The 18269-nt window shown below is 60.2% G+C and carries 22 protein-coding genes and 1 tRNA gene; 10 read left to right on the top strand and 13 right to left on the bottom strand.

The features are described 5' to 3' along the window. The first annotated feature begins 124 nt into the window (after positions 1-124). The 7 genes from QLG12_RS16865 to QLG12_RS16835 all read left to right on the top strand — a co-directional run bounded on the left by QLG12_RS16865 (position 125) and on the right by QLG12_RS16835 (position 5061). On the top strand, positions 125-1612 hold the full coding sequence (locus QLG12_RS16865) for a sensor domain-containing diguanylate cyclase (RefSeq protein ID WP_282474937.1): 1488 nt from the start codon (positions 125-127) through the stop codon (positions 1610-1612). Then, the gene (locus QLG12_RS16860) at positions 1605-1835 is read left to right on the top strand and encodes a cysteine-rich CWC family protein (protein WP_039772720.1); all 231 of its coding nucleotides are present in this window, start codon (positions 1605-1607) and stop codon (positions 1833-1835) included. The genes QLG12_RS16865 and QLG12_RS16860 overlap by 8 nt, the downstream gene beginning before the upstream one ends. Before the next feature lie 33 nt (positions 1836-1868). Beyond that, positions 1869-2561: a pseudouridine synthase gene (locus QLG12_RS16855; RefSeq protein WP_282474936.1), complete on the top strand. Its 693-nt coding sequence runs from the start codon at positions 1869-1871 to the stop codon at positions 2559-2561. Positions 2562-2877: 316 nt separating this feature from the next. After that, on the top strand, positions 2878-3762 hold the full coding sequence (locus QLG12_RS16850) for an alpha/beta hydrolase (RefSeq protein WP_236195346.1): 885 nt from the start codon (positions 2878-2880) through the stop codon (positions 3760-3762). Positions 3763-3932: 170 nt separating this feature from the next. Continuing rightward, positions 3933-4006: transfer RNA gene (locus QLG12_RS16845), tRNA-Gly, on the top strand. 433 nt (positions 4007-4439) lie between these two features. Beyond that, positions 4440-4619, top strand: a complete 180-nt coding sequence (locus QLG12_RS16840; RefSeq protein ID WP_007957952.1) for a type II toxin-antitoxin system HicA family toxin — start codon at positions 4440-4442, stop codon at positions 4617-4619. Between the two features lie 34 nt (positions 4620-4653). Then, complete coding sequence (locus QLG12_RS16835) at positions 4654-5061, top strand: type II toxin-antitoxin system HicB family antitoxin (RefSeq protein WP_064594065.1); 408 nt, start codon at positions 4654-4656, stop codon at positions 5059-5061. Positions 5062-5122: 61 nt separating this feature from the next. Here the strand turns inward: QLG12_RS16835 and QLG12_RS16830 are convergent, their stop codons facing one another. Next, complete coding sequence (locus tag QLG12_RS16830) at positions 5123-5491, bottom strand: DUF6124 family protein (RefSeq protein ID WP_282474935.1); 369 nt, start codon at positions 5489-5491, stop codon at positions 5123-5125. Positions 5492-6010: 519 nt separating this feature from the next. Here QLG12_RS16830 and QLG12_RS16825 point away from each other — a divergent pair. Continuing rightward, positions 6011-6739 carry a class I SAM-dependent methyltransferase gene (locus tag QLG12_RS16825; protein ID WP_282474934.1) on the top strand — a complete coding sequence of 243 codons (729 nt, stop codon included), beginning with the start codon at positions 6011-6013 and terminating at the stop codon, positions 6737-6739. 40 nt (positions 6740-6779) lie between these two features. Here the strand turns inward: QLG12_RS16825 and tam are convergent, their stop codons facing one another. Beyond that, on the bottom strand, positions 6780-7550 hold the full coding sequence (gene tam / locus QLG12_RS16820; protein ID WP_282474933.1) for a trans-aconitate 2-methyltransferase: 771 nt from the start codon (positions 7548-7550) through the stop codon (positions 6780-6782). A 215-nt stretch (positions 7551-7765) separates the two neighbouring features. Here tam and QLG12_RS16815 point away from each other — a divergent pair, with 215 nt between their 5' ends. After that, entirely contained in the window at positions 7766-8176 is a 411-nt protein-coding gene (locus QLG12_RS16815; protein WP_201816689.1) for a low affinity iron permease family protein, read from the top strand. Between the two features lie 49 nt (positions 8177-8225). Here the strand turns inward: QLG12_RS16815 and QLG12_RS16810 are convergent, their stop codons facing one another. From QLG12_RS16810 to QLG12_RS16775, 8 genes are all read right to left on the bottom strand, one after another. Then, entirely contained in the window at positions 8226-8729 is a 504-nt protein-coding gene (locus QLG12_RS16810; RefSeq protein ID WP_282474932.1) for a DUF4142 domain-containing protein, read from the bottom strand. 75 nt (positions 8730-8804) lie between these two features. After that, the gene (locus QLG12_RS16805) at positions 8805-8960 is read right to left on the bottom strand and encodes a KGG domain-containing protein (RefSeq protein WP_077045875.1); all 156 of its coding nucleotides are present in this window, start codon (positions 8958-8960) and stop codon (positions 8805-8807) included. 118 nt (positions 8961-9078) lie between these two features. Further along, entirely contained in the window at positions 9079-10428 is a 1350-nt protein-coding gene (locus QLG12_RS16800; protein WP_197868610.1) for a diguanylate cyclase, read from the bottom strand. A gap of 77 nt (positions 10429-10505) precedes the next feature. Further along, entirely contained in the window at positions 10506-11144 is a 639-nt protein-coding gene (locus QLG12_RS16795) for a LysE family translocator (protein ID WP_007957940.1), read from the bottom strand. A gap of 59 nt (positions 11145-11203) precedes the next feature. Continuing rightward, the gene (gene fos, locus QLG12_RS16790) at positions 11204-11620 is read right to left on the bottom strand and encodes a fosfomycin resistance glutathione transferase (protein ID WP_282474931.1); all 417 of its coding nucleotides are present in this window, start codon (positions 11618-11620) and stop codon (positions 11204-11206) included. Between the two features lie 4 nt (positions 11621-11624). Continuing rightward, entirely contained in the window at positions 11625-12344 is a 720-nt protein-coding gene (locus tag QLG12_RS16785; protein WP_197868612.1) for a hypothetical protein, read from the bottom strand. 35 nt (positions 12345-12379) lie between these two features. Next, a complete protein-coding gene (locus QLG12_RS16780; RefSeq protein ID WP_282474930.1) occupies positions 12380-13117 on the bottom strand; it encodes a hypothetical protein in 738 nt (245 codons plus the stop codon). Between the two features lie 20 nt (positions 13118-13137). Then, complete coding sequence (locus QLG12_RS16775; protein WP_282474929.1) at positions 13138-14049, bottom strand: LysR family transcriptional regulator; 912 nt, start codon at positions 14047-14049, stop codon at positions 13138-13140. Positions 14050-14127: 78 nt separating this feature from the next. Between QLG12_RS16775 and QLG12_RS16770 the strand changes: the two genes are divergently transcribed. Beyond that, on the top strand, positions 14128-14616 hold the full coding sequence (locus tag QLG12_RS16770; protein WP_197868615.1) for a DMT family transporter: 489 nt from the start codon (positions 14128-14130) through the stop codon (positions 14614-14616). A 34-nt stretch (positions 14617-14650) separates the two neighbouring features. Here the strand turns inward: QLG12_RS16770 and QLG12_RS16765 are convergent, their stop codons facing one another. From QLG12_RS16765 to QLG12_RS16755, 3 genes are all read right to left on the bottom strand, one after another. Then, complete coding sequence (locus QLG12_RS16765) at positions 14651-15982, bottom strand: MFS transporter (protein WP_011332861.1); 1332 nt, start codon at positions 15980-15982, stop codon at positions 14651-14653. Positions 15983-16063: 81 nt separating this feature from the next. Beyond that, positions 16064-16990 (bottom strand): hydroxymethylglutaryl-CoA lyase, encoded by a 927-nt coding sequence (locus QLG12_RS16760; protein WP_282474928.1) that lies wholly within the window; start codon positions 16988-16990, stop codon positions 16064-16066. Then, positions 16987-18180, bottom strand: a complete 1194-nt coding sequence (locus QLG12_RS16755) for a CaiB/BaiF CoA-transferase family protein (protein ID WP_236195356.1) — start codon at positions 18178-18180, stop codon at positions 16987-16989. Before QLG12_RS16755 ends, QLG12_RS16760 begins: the two co-directional genes overlap by 4 nt. Positions 18181-18269 lie beyond the last annotated feature (89 nt).

The raw sequence follows: 18269 nt of genomic DNA, 5'->3' as shown, positions 1-18269 counted from the left end.
CAAGCCATTCTCCAGACACCCCTGCCCGGCTGATCCCCCCGCATTTCAGGCACAAATCCCGCAGTCTTTTCCCCGCCGTGCCACTAGAATGCTGCCCATCGGGTCACTGTCAACGGAATTGCCAATGCCGCTCAGATCTGCGTTTCACTCCCAACGTTCGCTGGTACTGACCCTCGTCGCCCTGCTCGGCGCAGGTTTTCTCGCCACATCGCTGCTCAGCTACTACGCCTCGCGGGCGTCGATCCGCGACAACATCGTCAACACCGAGCTGCCGCTGACTTCCGACACGGTGTACTCGGAAATCCAGAAAGACCTGGTCAGACCGATCCTGATTTCCTCGATGATGTCCCGCGACACCTTCATGCGCGACTGGGTAGTGAACGGCGAGAAAGACAGCGACCAGATGACCCGCTACCTCGACGAGGTCATGACCCACTACGGCGCCTACACCGCGTTTTTCGTCTCCAACAGTACCCACACCTACTACCACGCCAAAGGCGTGCTCAAGCAGGTGAAAATCGACGAACCGCGCGACGCCTGGTACTTCCGCGTACGTGACATGAAGGATCCATACGAGATCAATGTCGACCCGGATCTGGCCAACAAAGACAACATGACCTTCTTCATCAACTACAAGGTCTACGACTACAACAATCGCTTCATCGGCGCCGCTGGCGTAGGGTTGACGGTGGACGCGGTGATCAAGCTGATCGACAAGTACCAGCAGCGCTATCAACGCAGTGTTTACTTCGTCGACACCTTCGGCCGACTGGTACTGACCGGCGCCGAGGGCGGACCGGAAGGGGCGCGGGTCGGGAAAAGCCTGACCGACCTCGACAGCGTGAAAAGCCTGGTCAGCCAATTGCCCAAACCCCACAGCGGCAGCTATGAATATTCCACCCACGGCCAAGGACATTTCCTCAACGTGCGGTTCATTCCGGAGCTGAACTGGTACCTGTTTGTCGACAAACGCGAAGACGGCGCGCTGAGTGAAATCCGCCAGTCGCTCTATCTCAACCTGCTGATCTGCCTGCTGGTGACGCTGATCGTGCTGGCGCTGGTCAATCGATTGATCAAGCGCTATCAGGACAAGATCCACGCTCAGGCCACCCTGGACAGCCTCACTGAACTGCCCAACCGCCGCGGCTTCGACCTGCTCGCCGCGCAAGCGCTGCACGAAGCTCACCGCGAGCCGAAACCGCTGACTGCGCTGCTGCTGGATCTTGATCACTTCAAAGTCTTGAACGACACCTACGGGCACATGGCCGGCGATCAGGTGCTGATCGGATTCGCCCGGGACCTGCAAAGTTGTCTGCGGCATTCCGACATTGTCTGTCGTTGGGGCGGTGAGGAATTTATCGTGCTGCTGAAGGACACCGACGGCGAGACCGGTCAGAAGATTGCCGAGAAGATCCGCCAGCACGTCGAACAGCATGAATTTGCCTACAACGGTCACACCCTGAATCTGACCGTCAGCATCGGCGCCACCACCCTGCAACCGGATGACACCTTGCACAGTCTGCTGTCCCGGGCCGATCATGCGATGTACCGGGCCAAACAGACCGGCCGTAACCGCACCTGCGTGGAAATGCCTCACTCGACCTATGCCTGACGCCAAGAACACACCTGACCTCTGCCCGGCCTGCGGCGCCCGCAACGACTGCACCCTGGCCGACCCGCGCACCGCCGACCGCGCCTGCTGGTGCTACGGTGTTTCCATTGACCCGGCAGTGCTCGAAGCCCTGCCGGCGGAACTGCGGGACAAGTCCTGCCTGTGCCCACGCTGCGCTCAGGTCGAGGCGCAACTGCAAGCGGCCAGGCCGTCGATCCCGTAAGATGCGCGGCCCGCTTCCTGCCGATTGCTGATCATGCGTGTCGACCGTTTCCTCAGTAACCTGCCCCGCTACAACCGCAAGCAGGTTCGCCTGTTGCTGGTGGAAAAGCGCGTGCGCATTGACGGAAAAGTCGTCAGCGACCCTCACAGCGAAGTCCTGGAATTCAGTCGCGTCGAAGTCGACGACGAAGTGCTGCAAAGCGGCAAACCGGCGCGCTACTTCATGCTGAACAAGCCGCAGGGCTGCGTCAGCGCCACCCGCGATCCCGAACATCCGACCGTGCTCGACCTGATCCACGAACCGGACAAGGACGACCTGCACATCGCCGGGCGCCTGGACTTCAACACCACCGGACTGATGCTGATCACCAACGACGGCACCTGGTCCCGGCGCCTGACCCAGCCGCAGACCAAACTGCCGAAGGTCTATTACGTCGAGACCGAACAGGAGATCGGCCCGGAATATGCGATCAAGTTCGCTGAAGGGATCTACTTCGCCTTCGAAGACCTGACCACCCAACCGGCTCAGCTGCAAGTACTCGGCCCGCGAACCGCGCGGTTGAGCATCGTCGAAGGTCGTTACCATCAGGTGAAGCGCATGTTCGGCCACTTCAACAACAAAGTGCTGCGCCTGCACCGCGAATCCATGGGCCCGCTGCTGCTGGATCACGCGCTAAAACCGGGCGAGTACCGCGCTTTGCGCACCGAAGAGATTCATTTGTTCTAAGCAGCCGACCGCTCAGCAGAAGTTGTCGAACAATTTACCAACGGCACTTGCGCGATCCGGATCCCCCTGCTTGAATCAGGTCGTCGGCCAAATTGTGACCGATTAGTCACACATAGCATCCAAGAAACTTTTTGTCGGTAGACAGCCCATCAGGGCTGCGCCTCAGCCGACAGACTGCCCGCCAATAACAACACCCGTCGACCTGCCGTATCGGATCGACATGGGCCACAAAATTCCAGGCATATGCCTACCTGTCACAAAGCTCGTGCAATCTCATTTGCGCGCATACCCGCTTGCTTGCCAGGAGTCTTATGACATGAGGCCAGAAATCGCTGTGCTGGATATACAGGGTCAGTATCGGGTTTACACGGAGTTCTATCGCGCAGACGCCGCAGAAAAGACCATCATCCTGGTCAACGGCTCGATGGCCACGACTGCGTCGTTTGCACAGACCGTGAAAAATCTGCACCCGCAATTCAACGTGGTCTGCTACGACCAGCCCTACGCGGGCAAGTCGAAAGTCCACAACCGCCACGAGAAACATCTGACGAAAGAAGTCGAAGGTCTGATCCTGCTGGAGCTGATCGATCACTTCGCCGCTGAACACGTGCTGTCGTTCTCCTGGGGAGGCGCCGCGACCATGGTCGCCCTCGCGCATCAGCCTCGGCGCATCGAAAAAGCCGTGATCAGCTCGTTCTCGCCGGTGATCAACGCACACATGCTTGATTACCTCGAACGCGGCGTCGAATGCCTCGGCCAACGCGACGGCGACCGAGTCGGGCACCTCGTCAACGACACCATCGGCAAACACCTGCCGTCGCTGTTCAAGCGCTTCAACTATCGCCACGTCAGCAGCCTGGCCGAGCACGAATACGGGCAGATGCATTTCCACATCAACGACGTGCTGCACAGCGACCGTCAGTGCTATTTGAACGCGGCGAAGAAAATCAACGTACCGGTGCTGTTCCTGAACGGCGAATGGGACGAATACACCGCCGCCGAAGATGCGCGCCTGTTCGGCAACCATGTCGCACAGAGCACCTTCACCACCCTGCAGGCCACCGGGCACTTCCTCGACATGGAACACAAATCCGCCTGCCGGGACAGCCAGAACGCCTTGCTCGGTTTCCTGAAACCGGCGCAACAGGCCAGCCGAACGCGTTACCAGTTTGTTCAGGATCACCATGCATTGGCCATTTGAAACAGTGTCGTCGCGAGCAAGCCTGCGAGGCTGAGATTCAGCCGTTCTTCAGCCCGCTGCGCTTGCCCGCGATTGACCGATTTCGGCTCTGCTTCAGGACTTTCCGTAGTTCGCGTGCAAAGAAAACTTCAAATCCGTGGCCGAGTCTGGTACAAAGTCAGCCGCTCTGAGCGGGTGTCGTATAATGGCATTACTCCAGCTTCCCAAGCTGATAACGAGGGTTCGATTCCCTTCACCCGCTCCAATCGAATTTATGTCCTGCGTCGTGGTTTTACGGGGGATGAAAAAAACCGGCCTTGATGGCCGGTTTTTTTGTGTCCGGGATTTAGGGCAAATCCCGTTCACTGTGCCGAGAGCGGACATTACTTGCACTTCTTAACTCCACTTCACTGTGGGTTATCACGCCAAAATCGAGATAAACCACAAAATATTGGAATTGGAGGTCGCCTCAAGAACTTACTTTGGCCAGTAACCCACACCTGTTGAGCCTCAACGCCAACCCATTGGATTTCATGGAAACGGCCTGCAATACACTCCCCATCCTGCTGAAGGATCCCAGCCTAGACTTCTTCGTGACCGCCGCCCAATCAAAGGACGATGACCGCTCGGTGGTTATAGTGTTGATCGATAAAAAATCGTGGGTATAGTACCCACCAAGCACACCGCAGGGAGGTGTTGTGAATAGCCGCTTTCTAATTGGCCAGCTCGTCGCAGACGGTTGGTATCTGGTGCGGGTCAGGGGCAGTCATCATCATTTCAAGCATCCGACCAAACCTGGTCTGGTCACAGTGCCTCACCCGAAGAAGGATCTTCTCAAGAAAACGGCCATCAGTATTTTGCAGCAGGCGCTACTTTGACCCGTCAGGTCAATTGCGCCGTGGAGGACGACACATGCTTTACCCGATCGCTATTTCAGTGGGTGACGAAGGACATGCCTGGGGAGTGGAGGTGCCGGATATTCCGGGCTGCTTCTCCGCTGGAGATGATCTGGATGACGCGATGGCGATGGCCCGCGAAGCCATTGAAGGCCATTTCGAGATTCTGGCCGAGGACGGTTCGCCAATCCCGCCAGCCAACAAGGTCACGCTGCATGCCGCCAATCCAAAATACGCTGGCTGCACGTGGGCGTTGGTGGACATCGATGTAACCAAATACCTGGGCAAAGCTCAGAAACTCAACATCACATTGCCGGGCTACCTGCTCAATCGAATCGATGAGTACGTGTTGCACCATCCGGAAGAGAAAAGCCGTTCCGGATTTCTGGCCTCGGCGGCGCTCAAGGTGTTGCAGCAAAGTTGAAGCTGATCAAAAAACCGGTCGCGATGACCGGTTTTTTTATGCCTGCCAGAACAGCTGTAATTCAGTCCTTCACCTCAACATGATCCAGCGCCTGATTCACCGCCAATTCCCCCAGCATCACCAGTTGCGCAATACCTATCGCGGTTCTGCGGTGGGCGGGGTCGAGGGTGGCGGCGAAGTTGTTGAGCATCTCGGATGCCGAGCCCAGTGATTCGCTGGCGTTGGCCAGCAGGGATTCGGTGTCGTAGGCCGGGTTGGCGAAGTACATCGGGTCGGGTTGGTTGGTCGTGCCCATGACATGGGCGCCGGGGCAGAGATAATGATCAAGGGCGCGGTTGGCGGCGTCGTGAAGCTTTCTGCAGTCGATCGAGACGTACGGGGATGTTGGGTCGGTTTCGACCTCGGGGGGATTCGGGGTTGGCTTGAACATGATTTCATCTCTCCAAAAACAGGTTGGAGCTGACCCATTCGGTTCCACGCGAAAGGAGGCAGCTGTACGCAGGTTGGAACCCGGGGAGAGACAACCCGGCAGACCCGAAGGTCTCCCGCGCACAGCCGCCATAACAGAGTGCACACATTCAAGGTGCGCAGCATACGTCATGAATAATGATTGTGCGTTCCAACTCTCCTCGGGGTTCCAATCCCGATCGCCGATTCATCAGCGACCCTCACAGGCTAGAGTCCGCACTTCCGACGGACAACCTGAAAACCTTGTGGGAAGGTTCAGTAAACAGGGCCAACTCTTTAAACATCCCGTATCGAAAAACCGCGTTTACAGATCCCCAACACTCCCCCGGTTCTCACACTCGCCACGACCCGCTAGCATTTCCCCATCGCCCACCACCCTCCCCCTGCGCGGCCATCGACGAATACGCGCTATCACGTTTCGAGGGATTCAAAACCGTGGCCTGCGAGCCACCCAAATCAAATTCAAAAGAGCAGCAAACCCATGACCCAGAACATCTACGACGACCCCGAGTTTTTCCAGGGCTACAGCCAGATGAACCGCTCCATCGGCGGCCTCGATGCCGCGCCGGAATGGCCCGCGCTGAAAGCCTTGTTGCCCTCCCTGCACGGTTTGCAAGTGGTGGATCTGGGCTGCGGCTACGGCTGGTTCTGCCGCTGGGCCAGCGAAAACGGCGCTGCCGAAGTGCTGGGGCTGGATGTCTCGGAGAAAATGCTCGAACGGGCGAAGGAAACCACCTCGGCCGCAAACATCCGCTACGAACGTGCCGACCTGGAACACCTCGATTTGCCTGCGTGCACTTACGATCTGGCCTACAGCTCACTGGCGCTGCACTACATCAAGGATCTCTCGGGGCTGTTTGCCAAACTGCATACGGCGCTTAAACCCGGTGCGCACTTTGTGTTTTCCATCGAGCACCCGATCTTCATGGCGCCACGCAATCCGGGCTGGCTGATCGACAGCGAGGGCAACAAGCGCTGGCCGCTGGACAGTTATCAGAGGGAAGGCGAGCGAGTTACGAACTGGCTGGCCGACGGTGTGATCAAGCAGCATCGCACGGTCGGGACATTGCTCAACGCGTTGATCGACGCCGGGTTCGCGATTCAACACGTCAATGAATGGGGCCCGAGCGATGCCGAAGTGGCTGCCCAACCGGCCCTCGCTGAAGAGCGTGAGCGACCGATGATGATGCTGGTCGCCGTACAGCGCTGACCGCAAAAGAAAGGGCCGATCAAATCGGCCCTTCTTCGTATCAACGTGTTGCGACAATGAACAACCGCGGAAACGGCAACAACACCGAACCATCCGCCAGCGCCGGATAAGCCTTTGCAACCTCCGCCAGATACTGCGCCAGATACTCAGCCCGCTCCGCTTCAGTCAGCGGACTGAGGAACGGAATCAGACCGCTGCCCTTGAACCACTCGACAACGCCTGAAGCCCCGCCCGCCAACTGATGGTGATAGGTGGTGCGCCACACATCGACCCGCGCGCAATGCGGCCGCAGCATCGAGAAATAGGCACTGGCGTCCGCCATCTCGGTCCGCTGCCCCGCCGCGCCCGCCAGTTTGCTGGCCCAAGGCCCGTTGGCCGCGACTTCGCGCATCAACCGATGGGACGGCTCGTTGAGGTTGTCCGGCATCTGAATCGCCAGGCTGCCGCCCTGCGCCAACTTGCCCGCCAGCGCCGGCAGCAACGTCGCGTGATCCGGCACCCACTGCAAAACGGCGTTGGCAAAGATCACATCGAATGGCCCCGCATCCGCCCATTTATCGATGTCCGCCACCGCGAACTGCAACTGCGGCAGACGCTTGCGCGCGGCGTCGATCATGTCCGGCGACCTGTCGAGCCCCTGCACTTTCGCCCCCGGAAAACGCTCCACCAACAACTCGGTCGAGTTGCCCGGACCACACCCGATATCAACCACGGAACGCGCCTCAGGCGTGGGAATCGCCGCCAGCAGGTCGCGGGCCGGGCGGGTGCGTTCATCTTCGAAAGTGACGTATTGCTTGGCGGACCAGGTCATTGCGTTCTCCTGTCGTGGACGTTCTGGCGAAACGTGGAAAAGCGGCTGCCGTCACGATACAGCGATCGTGTTTATCTGCCTTCCCCTACGTAGGTCCGATATCGCCGGGAACGCTGTCTTCGGCCGTGCCCACAGGGATTGAGAAAAACTGTAAGTAGAATTTTCCGCGTCTACCCGATGTCTGAATTTCAAGCGCCCCCACAAGGAACACAGCCATGAAATTCGCAAAGATCTCCCAGACGCTCGCCCTCTGGGCCGGCAGCCCCAAGACGTTTATGGGGGCTTTGATTCTGATCGGGCTCTGGGGCTTGAGCGGGCCGATTTTCGATTACAACGACACCTGGCAACTGATCATCAACACCTCGACCACGATCATCACATTCCTGATGGTGTTCCTGATCCAGAACACTCAGAACCGCGACACCGACATCATTCATTTGAAACTCGATGAGTTGTTGCGGGTGAACAAGGAGGCGCAGAACGCGATGCTCGGGCTGGAGTCGCTGGATCTCAAGCAGCTGGAAGCGTTGCGTCGGCATTACCGGGCGATGGGCGAGAACGAGGTGTTTGACCTGGAAGGTCTGGGGGACAAGAGCAAGCCGAAGCAGGATCTGAATGAATGCTGACAGGCAAAAAAAACGGCGCTAAAAAAGCGCCGTTTTCATTGCTGCCGATTCAGCGACTGGCCTGAAGGGCTCGGGCCATTTCCAGATGACTCTGCAGTTTTGGCAGGGTCTCGTCGGCAAACGCCTTGATCTCCGGCACGTCGGAGGTCTGAGCCTCCTGCTGGATCTGCTGGATGGCCTCTTCCGTGGCTTTGACCTGGCTGGCGGCGTAGGCCTGATCGAAGCTGGCGCCCTCTTTGACCTCCGGCATCAATGTCTTGGCCTTGTCGGCAACTTCTTCGCGGGGCGCTACCGGCAGGTCCAGTTTCTTGGCAATTTTTGCCAGATGCTGGTTGGCGGTGGTGCGGTCGTTGATGACCTGGATGGTGTAGTCCTTGACCTCTTTGGACTCGGCCTTGCTGTGCGCCAGACGACTGGCCTCGATGTCGGCCATGCCTTTGGCCGAGGCTTCGTTGATGAAGTCGGCGGGCGACTGGGCAAACGCGCTGCTGGCAAACAACCCCAGCAGGCTGACAAAACTGATGTGGCGTACTCGGGTGGCCATCCGGCTCATGGTCGCGCCCTCCTTCTTTGCAGATTCAAGCGGGAGCTTGCGCCCCCGCCTCTCAATCAAAACAACCTTCGCCGACTACTTCGATTTCTGAGCAGGCTTGCGGCCCATGTCGGTTTTTGGCTCTTTGTCGACAGTCGTGGTGGTGGTTTTCCCACCTTTGCGACCGGCTTCAGAGGCCTTGGTTCGATCGTTGGCGAAGTTTCCCGAGTTCGAGTTTCTTGAGTTAGGCATGATTCTCTACCTCTTGGCATTGATCGTAAGCGAGCAGGTGCCCGCCTAGATTGAGAATTTCCTGACTGACAAAGGTTTAGAAAAGTTGCCGTCGCCGCGACGAACGGTGACCCGCCGATCAGTTGTCCAGCCTTTTATGATTCTGCCGTTTGGCGGCATACATCACTTGATCGGCGTGACGAAACAGTTGCTGTTCCTCATCACCATGCTCGGGATAACGGGCCACGCCGATGCTCGGTTCGATGTGCAGGTTGTGCCCGTCCAGGCGCATGGGTTGCACCAGTACCTGTCGGATTTTTTCCGCGACACTGTCGGCATCGTCGGCGGCGTGGACGCTGTGCAACAGCACCACGAACTCGTCGCCACCGATCCGCGCCACGGTGTCGGTCTCGCGCACGCAGCCCTTGAGCCGGTTGGCCACCGCCTGCAACAGCATGTCGCCGACCCCATGGCCAAAGGTGTCGTTGACCTGTTTGAAACGATCCAGATCGACATACAGCAGCGCCATGTGCCCGGCCCGTTCCCGCGCATGGTTCAGCGCAGCCTTGAGCCGGTCACGCAGCAGTTCGCGGTTGGGCAACTGGGTCAGTTGGTCGTATTGCGCCATGCGCCGCAGGCGGGCGTGCAGTTGCTGGCGTTCGATGGCGGTGGCGACCTGGGCGCAGACGTATTGCAGCAGTTCCTTGTCGCGTTCGGTGTAGCGCTCGCCGCCGGCCAGGCTTTTGACGATCAATGCGCCGATGGTGCGGTCTTTCGAACTCAGCGGCACGCCCAGCCAACACGGCGATTGCTGGCCGGCCACCAGCGCGGCGAACTCCGGCGGCGCGTGGGGGCAATCCGGGGTCAGCAGGATTGGCTGGCGGCTGCGGATCACTTCCGCACACAGACGCCCAGTGACGGTGCCGGGTTGTTCCGGTTGCAACTCGTCATCGTCGACGTGATAGGGAAAATTCAGTTGCGCGCAATGTTCGTCGTACAGCGCCACGGAGAAATTCAGCGCCGGCAGCCACTCGCCGATGATCAGGTGGATGCGCTTGAACAGCGCCAGCAGATCCTCCGCCGCGTGCGCCGCTTCGGAGATCGCGTACAACGCCGCCTGCCGGGATTCTGCGAGTTTGCGCTCGGTGATGTCACGGGCCACGGCGATGCGCAGTTGATCGACTTCCGACCAGCGCGCCGACCACAGGATGTGCACGACGCTGCCGTCCTTGCGCACGTAGCGGTTTTCGAAATTGTGCTTGGGCTCGCCGCCCATGATGTCGCTCGCGGCGGCCAGGGTGCGCTCACGGTCGGCCGGGTAGACGTAGTCGATCATCGACTGGCCGATCAGTTCGTCAGGCGTGTAGCCGAGAATCCGCTCGCAGGCAGCACTGACAAAAACGAAGCGACCTTGCTTGTCGACCGCGCAAACGGCATCCAGCAGCAGATCGATGTAACTCGCCAACGGCGCGGAATTTCGGCTTTCCATGGTTCAGCGTGGGTGTCCGGGCAATGCAGCACTGTTCAACCATCCATGACCTCGACCTCGCATCCCTGCGACTGTTTTCAAGCCTTGTTCGGCATCAACCCCGGCAGCGCATGCACCAGCGCGTTGATGGCAAAACCGATGAACATGATCCCGCACAACCGGGTGATCGCCAGTTCATGGCGCTGGTACAGCGTACGCACCTGGCGCGCCCCGACGATGCCGATGAGGATAGCGTAGGCGAGCAATCCGCCGAGGAAACTCAAGGCGATCAGCATCGGCAGCATCGACCAGTTGAGCAGTTCGGCGCGGCTCGACAGCAGCGCGGTGAAAGTCGCCACTGCGACCGGGTAGGCCTTGGGGTTGGTCAGGCCGAACAGGATGCCGTGCCAGAACGGCTGACGCGCTGCGCCCTGGGGTTGCTCGCCGTTACTGCGTTTGGCCCGCACTGCACGCCAGCCGAGCCAGAACAGGTACAGGCCGCTGAGTACGCCAAGCACATCGAACGCGGTGCTGCCGATTTCCCGGGCGCCGACAATCGCGATCAACGCGGTGCTGCACCAGATCACATCGCCCAGCAGATGCCCACACAGGAATCCCGCCCCGGCCCGCCGCCCACGTGCAGCGCCAATGCCGAACACCGCCAGCACACCCGGCCCCGGCGTGATGCCGTAAATGAAACCCGAAGCCAGCACGGCCATTAGCAACGATGGAGTCATGAAAACCTGCAAGTCCCGGAAAACGTGGCCGCCAGTCTATCCCAGCGTTTGGTGAATGTTCACGACTCGCTGAAAAAACCCATGCCCGCGTAGGGCTTTTGCCGACACGCGGCCAGTCGCGAGGCCAGATCGCCGACATGGGCTTCGAGTTTGTGCCCGTCCGGGTCGAGGAAGTAGAACGACGCACCTTCGCTGCGGTTGTCGCGCCATTCCTGCACGTTGGCGGCGCGCAGCTGTTGCACGAACAGCGGGAAGTTCGTTGCGCCAATGCTGAAGGCGTAGTGGGTGTAGTCGGCGGCGGGCTCGGGATGGCGCTTCGGATCGAGGGACAGGCACAACCACAGGCCCGGGAGCGACAGGTAGGCACCCGCGTCCCAGGTGGCCTCGACCCGCAGCTTCAGCACGTCACGGTAGAACGCGAGGCTACGGTCCAGGTCGGTGACGGCGAGGGTCAGGTGGTTGAGGCCGGTGAGCATAGGGTCAGTAACCTCTGAGGTCTTCGGGGATGAGGTATTGCTTGCCGTCGTAGGTCAGGGTGATTTGGGTTTTCTTCAGGTCGGTGGTTTTGGAAACGCACTCTTTGCCTGACTGGGTCGAGGTGTACACCACACCACTTGAGGAGACGATCAGATCAGCGAACCCGTTATGGCTGGACGAGCCGATTTCCACGGTCCTGAGGATTTTCGTGTCCTTGGTTTCGCACTCACCGGTACCCTCGCCAAATTCTTTCCGAATGACCAGACCTTCCAGCACCGGTCGCAACTTGCTGCCTTCGCGCACATACAGCGCCAGATCGGTTTTCGCGTAGGGGTTGGCTCTTGAGAGACGGTCGGCGAAATCCGAACGCAGGCCAAAGGCACGAACGTCCGACGCCAAACGGTATCGCGCGGTATCGATCTTCAAGTCATCGAAGCGGATCGCGTCGGAGTTATAGGCTCCAGGCTTGACGTAACTCGCCAAAGGCTTGGCATTCGCGGCGTTGAGGAGCGACAACTCAAGATCGAAAACGCCGTCGTGATCACCTTCGGAGTCGGACACGAATGTAGATTTTGCCGAGATCGCCTTGTCCGGGAAGGCCGGCCACACTTTGCAGCGTGACAGGGAGTGACCGTCGAATTTCTTTATCTCACAGGCGGCGTGGGCCTGAGTGGTTACGGCCAGGAAGCCTAGGACGATAAGAAGTCGGGTTGGGGTAAACATTGTTCTTCCTTGAAATAAGTCGCGTTGGCTCTGTATCACTCGATGGCTTTGAAACCTTTAGGCAAAACGTATGATTTTCCGTCGTAGTGAAGGGTTGTCAGTTCAGGGCTGCTGACACTGGTCTTGTCTTCACAAGTGTCGCCCTCGACGACATTGGTGGTCCCTGTCGTTCTGGTTTTGATGATCAGATCGGCATAGCCATGGGAGCTGGTCTTGGCGATTTCTACCGTTCTGGTCGTCTCATATCGCTCGCCGGCGCAATCACCGTCCCATTCACCGCCGTACTCATAAACCACTAATTGACTGAGCACTGGGCGTAACTTATCGCCCTCTTTGACATAAAGTGAGAGGTGCGTTTCCTCAAGCGGGTTGAGGCGAGAGCCATTGGTGAATTGCACGCGAACGCCAAACGCCTGTACCTCTGGGGTGAGCTTGTAGCGCGCGGTATCGAGCGAGAGCTCTCGCAATGCCACCCCACCCGAGAAGAAAGCGGAGCCTTGGTGATAAGTGGCAACCGGTTCTGTTGGGTCGCTTTTCAAGATAGATAAATTGAAATCATAGGTGCCGCTCGTGTCGGCGCTATCCGGCACGGAGCTACGTTCAAATTTCGCATTCGCGCTGATGGTCAACCCCGGATACGCCGGCCACTCCTTGCACACGGAGAAGTCCAGATCACCGGTCACAGGCGCAGGCACACAATCAGCCAACACCTGCCCCGCCATCAACGCCCCACACAGCGCCACCCAACCAACGACCCCAGACTTCACTGTCACGCCCCGCTCCTTGATGTTTTTCAGCCGCGCACTATCCCCTGCTCAATCCGCCGATTCAACCAGTTCAACGCCTGATCCCCGCCCCGCCGTTTGTGCCACGCCGACACAAACGTGAACGGTGCAATTTCAAACGGCGGCGGCAGGACGATCAGCGATTGGTCATCCACCTCGTTCAACGCCCGCGAAGCCACGGTCAGGATCAGATCCGTGCCGCTGATGAACCGCGGCGCAACACTCCAGTGCGGCAGGCTGATGGCGACGCGGCGGCGCTCGCGCAGGGCGGTCAGGGTGCGTTCGATTTCCGGGGTGCCGCTGCCGCGCATTTCCAGCAAGACATGGGGACGGGAGAGATAGGTTGGCAAGTCGAGAACACCTCCGGCGGGAAGGCTCTCGCGATCCAGGAGGCAGACGTAGCGTTCCTCGAACAACGGCGTGCTGCGCAGTTCGCCGGGCAACTCAGGGAGCACGCCGGCAGCAAGGTCGATGTCGCCGTTAAGCAGGCCTTCGACCATGCCTTCGCGGCTGGCGTGGCTGATTTGCAGATCAATGCCCGGTGCTTCTGCGCGCAACGTGCGAATCAGCCCGGGCAGGATGAGCGCCGCGCCGTAGTCCGACATCGCGAGGCGAAAGGTCCGACGGGCGCTGGCCGGATCGAAGGTGTTCGGCGCCAGCAACGATTGCACCTGGGCCAGGGTTTCAGCCAGCGGCGCCGCCAGCTCCAACGCCCGCGCGGTGGGGACCAACCCCGAACCGGCACGCACCAGCAACGGATCGCCGAGCAAGTCGCGCAGACGCGCCAACGCATGGCTGACTGCCGGTTGGCTCAGGTGCAGGCGTTCGGCGGCGCGGGTCACATGTTGCTCGCTGAGCAAAGCGTCGAGGATCACCAGCAGGTTGAGGTCGATGCGGCGCAGATCATTCATTTGATGCATGTTCCGGATACCAAAACAGAATTTAAATCTGCGCGACGAATACCCTAGAGTCCAGCAAAACCTTGTTGGAGAACGATCATGGGAACAATGCAGTGGGTCGGTTTGCTGCTGTTGGCGGTATTCGCCGGGGCGGTGGTGCCGTTTCAGAGTGCGATCAACATCAATCTGGCGCGGGGGTTGGGGCATCCGCTGTGGGCGACACTCACCTCTCTGGTGGTGAGCGTGCTGGTGTTGTTGCCGGTGATTGTCGCCCTGCGCCTGCCGTTGCCGTCGCTGGCCCTCGCCTGCAAGCTGCCGCTGTGGATGTGGACCGGCGGTGCGTTCGGGGTGTGCTTCGTCGCGTTGGCGGTGGTGTTGCTGCCGAAGCTGGGAGCTTCGGGATTTCTGGCGCTGGCTCTGGCCGGGCAAATGATCACGTCAATCGTGCTGGATCACTTCGGCCTGTTCGGGCTGGTAGAGAAGCATCTGACGTTGCCGCGACTGTTCGGCGCGCTGTTGTTGATGGCGGGAGTGGTGCTGATCCAGTTTGGTGACTCGGCCGCCAGGTCCTTGGCACCGGCGGGCTGATCGTTCGCGTGATCGGAACGACCAGCCCGCAATCTCAGTACTTGTCGAGTGTGCGCAATTTCTGCGGCAGCCCCCACAGCAGCAACGCCGCCGCGATCAGTGCCGCCACACCGATGACATACAGTGCCGGTGTGGTACTGCCAGTCAGGTCCTTGATTCGGCCGACCATCACCGGACTGACGATGCCGCCGAACTGCCCCAGTGTATTGATCACCGCAATCCCGCCCGCCGCACCGGCCCCGGCACCCGCCAGCAGTTTCGGTGGCAAGGTCCAGAAGCTCGGAATCGACGCAATGATCCCGGCACCCAACAAGCCAAGAGCGACGATCAAAAACGTGGTGTGGCTGGCAAAAATCCCCGCGCTGAAAAAGCCGATGGCGCCGACGATCACCAGCCCCGCGACAAACTTGCGCCGCTCACCCGTAGCATCGGACAGACGACCGATCACCACCATGCTGATCGCACCACAAATGTAGGGGATCGAGGTCAGCAGGCCGATCATCACCGGGCTTTCGGTGCCGGCACTGCGGATCAGTTGCGGAGCCCAGAAATTCAGGCCGTAGGACGCGACCTGGATCAGGAAGTAGATCAGCCCCAAAGTCAGGAAACCCGGAATCTTCAGTGCCGCCAGCAACGAGCCGCCGCTCTTGTGCGGTTCGTGATGGGCGATGCGGCTGGCCAGCAGTTTTTTCTCTTCCGGCGTCAGCCAGTGCGCGTCCTCGATGCGGTCCTTGAGCAAGGTCAGTACCAAAAACCCGAGGCCGACACAGGGCACGCCACCGAGCAGAAACAACCAGTGCCAGCCGCGCATCTGCAACACGCCATCAAGGTGTTCCAGCACCAGTCCGGAGAACGGCGCACCGACCAGCCCGGCAAACGCCGAGGCCAGGAACAGCATCGAAGTGATGCGGCCACGGAAGTGCTGCGGGAACCACAGCGTCAGGTAATACAGCACGCCGGGGGCGAAACCGGCCTCCATCGCGCCGATCAGAAAGCGCAGCACGTAGAACTGCCATTCGCTGTTGACGAACACCATCAGCGCCGTCGCCACACCCCAGGACATCATGATCCGGGCGATCCAGCGCCGCGCGCCAACCTTGTACAGCATCATGTTGCTCGGTACTTCGAACAGCACGTAACCGACCACGAACAGCCCGGCACCGAGACCGTAAGCGGTGTCGCTCAGGCTCAGGTCGGCCTGCAACTGGAACTTGGCGAAGCTGATGTTGATGCGGTCGAAGAAGGCGAACAGGTAGCAGACCATGATCAACGGCATCAGGCGCCAGGCGACCTTGCTGACCAGGGCTTTTTCGGCATCGTGATCGACGGACGAGCTTGCGCCCGCCTCCATTACATTGAGGCTCATAGTTTTTTCTCCAGGCGGACTGCCGGTGGGCGTCCGATTGTTTTTGTTGTCTGGTTGGGGTGGGTCAGTGAGCGTGTGACATCAGGTGGGGATCGGGTGCAGATCGCAATTGCGTCCGGCCTTGGCCAGTTGCCCCGGCACGTCGTGGCCCAGCAGCGCGGGCAAGCCACGGGACAGTTTCAGCAGCAAAGGCAGATCGATGCCGGTGTGAATGCCGACTTCATCGCAGAGGTTGACCAGGTCTTCGGTGCAGATGTTGCCCGAGGCGCCGGGTGCAAACGGGCAACCGCCGAGCCCGCCCAATGCCGCGTCGAAACGCCGGGCGCCCGCTTCGTAAGCCGCCAGCACGTTGCACAATCCCAGGCCTCGGGTGTTGTGAAAGTGCAGGGTCAGATCCGCCGCCGAAACCCGCTGCAACACCCGCCGCACCAGTCGGTCGACCTGTCGCGGATTGGCCATGCCGGTGGTGTCGGCCAGGGTGATGCCCTGAATACCGAGCTGTTGATAGGCCTCGACGATTTGCAGCACGCGCTCCTCGTCAATCCTGCCCTCAAACGGACAACCGAAAGTCGTCGCGATACTGCCGTTGAGCCGCACGCCCGAGCCGCTGGCGAAGCTCACGATCTCGCCAAACGCCGCCAGCGAAGCTTCGCAACGCATGCGCATGTTCGCCAGGTTGTGGGTCTGGCTGGCGGACATCACCAGGTTCAGTTCATCGGCGCCAGCCTCCAGTGCCCGTTGCGCACCCTTGAGGTTGGGAATCAGCGCGACGTAAATCACCCCCGGCTGACGCTGGATACCCTTGAACACCTGCTCGCCATCGCGCAGGGCCGGGATCGCTTTCGGCGAGACAAACGAGCCGGCCTCGATGCGGCTGAATCCGGCCCGGGACAGTTGATCGATCAGGGCGATCTTGTCTTCGGTCTCGACCCAGGTCGGCTCGATCTGCAGGCCGTCCCGGGGCGAGACTTCCTGGACGATCAGGGTCTGCGAGTAATCGCTGATCATTGCACCACCCCCTGGCTTTTCAGGCGTTCGATGTCAGAAGCGGTCAGGCCGAGACCGGCGAGGATGCCATCGGTGTGCTGACCGAGGCCGGGCCCCGACCAGTTCACACCACCGGGGGTTTCCGAGAGTTTGGGCACGATGCCCGGCATCTTCACGGTCGCCCCGCCGGGCAACGCGGCGTCAAGCAACATGTCCCGGGCCTGATAGTGCGGATCGGCAACGATGTCGGCCACCGAGTAGATGCGGCCGGCCGGCACTTCGGCGGCTTCCAGCGCCGCCAGTACGTCATTGATCGGCAGGCTGCTCGTCCAGTGGGTGATGGCGGCGTCGAGCAGTCCACTTTTCGCGGCGCGGCCGTCGTTGTGGGCGAATTCTTCGGCTTCGGCCAGGTCATCCCGACCGATGACCTGCATCAGGCGCTTGTAGATCGGGTCGCTGTTGCCGGCGATCACCACGTAGGCGCCGTCAGCCGTGAGGTAAGTATTGGAAGGTGCGATGCCCGGCAACGCGCCGCCACTGCGTTCGCGGACATGGCCGAGCATGTCGTATTCCGGTACCAGGCTTTCCATGACGTTGAACACGCTTTCGGCCAGCGACACATCGACAATCTGCCCGCCGCCCTGCCCGGTCTTGACCCGCAGCAGCGACATCAGTGCCCCGATCACCGCGTGCAATGAAGCCAGCGAATCGCCGAGGCTGACGCCGACCCGCGCCGGCGGTGAACCGGGAGTGCCGGTGGTGTAGCGAATGCCACCCATGGCCTCGCCGATCGCACCGAAGCCGGGGCGGTCCCGGTAAGGGCCGGTCTGGCCGTAGCCGGAAATGCGCACCAAGGTCAGGTTGGGGTTCAGGGCGTGCAGCACGTCCCAGCCCAGGCCGAGTTTTTCCAGGGCGCCGGGGCGCAGGTTTTCGATGATCACGTCGGCATCGCGCGCCAGTTGCTTGACCAGCTCGATGCCTTCGGCGGATTTCAGATTGAGCGCCAGGGATTTCTTGTTGCGCGATTGCAGGTACCACCACAGCGACGTTCCTTCGTGCAGCTTGCGCCATTTGCGCAGCGGGTCGCCCTGACCCATGGCTTCGATCTTGATCACTTCGGCGCCGAATTCGGCAAGCATGCGCGCGGCAAACGGCGCAGCGATCAGGGTGCCGATTTCGATCACTTTGATCGCACTCAAAGGGGCAGTCATCGCGGGGTACCTCTTGTTCTTGGAATTGCGGCCAAGGCTAGAGGAACGTCATGGGCGCGATCCAGCCGTCACTCGGCAACGGCCGTTCG

The organism is Pseudomonas sp. V88_4 (assembly GCF_029967985.1).
Classification (GTDB): domain Bacteria; phylum Pseudomonadota; class Gammaproteobacteria; order Pseudomonadales; family Pseudomonadaceae; genus Aquipseudomonas; species Aquipseudomonas glycinae.
The sequence above is the reverse complement of the archived record's forward strand: the minus strand, read 5'-3'. Positions and strand labels throughout refer to the sequence as shown.